The following is a 509-nucleotide window of genomic DNA, read 5'->3' as shown; positions in this document are numbered from 1 at the left end:
TGTTTGACCGTACGGAGATCGGCGGAGAATTCCTCGACCATCGCCGGGGTCCAGTGCCACGGCTCCGCATTGACGTGGTCGACGAACCGCTGCACCAGGCGCAGTCGCTGTTCGATCGTGTTGAACTGCAGATTTCGGGATAGCTGCTGGTTGCGCCAGCCCTCCAGCATCAGCCGGAGCACCTGCTCGGCGGGCCGAAGCACCGGCAGCGACGGCGCCATATGGACCCGTCCGGAGCCATCCAGTCGCATCGCTAAACCCCAAACCACGACGTCTCATCTGATGAATCAATGATACAACCGATGAGCCTTCACGGGAACCCCTGCAGGTCAACGACGTGCCAAAGATCGTCTTTCGGCCTCATTGAGGCCCAGTGCCCGGGCCGGAAAGCAGTGGTGGCAGCGCCCGAGAGTGGGTGACTTCGCAGGTCGGGGCAGGGATCGGTGCCGGACGCGAAGGAGGAGCTGGAAATGCGAGGGGCGATTCATCTGATGCAATACGCAGATTTT

General features: G+C 61.5%; 1 pseudogene. It reads right to left on the bottom strand.

What is annotated here, in order from left to right:
- Nucleotides 1-251: pseudogene (locus tag NR111_RS18270) on the bottom strand (site-specific integrase); the annotation flags it as partial.
- Between the last annotated feature and the right edge of the window lie 258 nt (nt 252-509).

This window comes from Dietzia sp. Die43 (assembly GCF_024519835.1).
GTDB classification, from domain to species: domain Bacteria; phylum Actinomycetota; class Actinomycetes; order Mycobacteriales; family Mycobacteriaceae; genus Dietzia; species Dietzia kunjamensis.
Note: the sequence above shows the minus strand (reverse complement) of the source record. Positions and strands in the feature narration are given on the sequence as shown.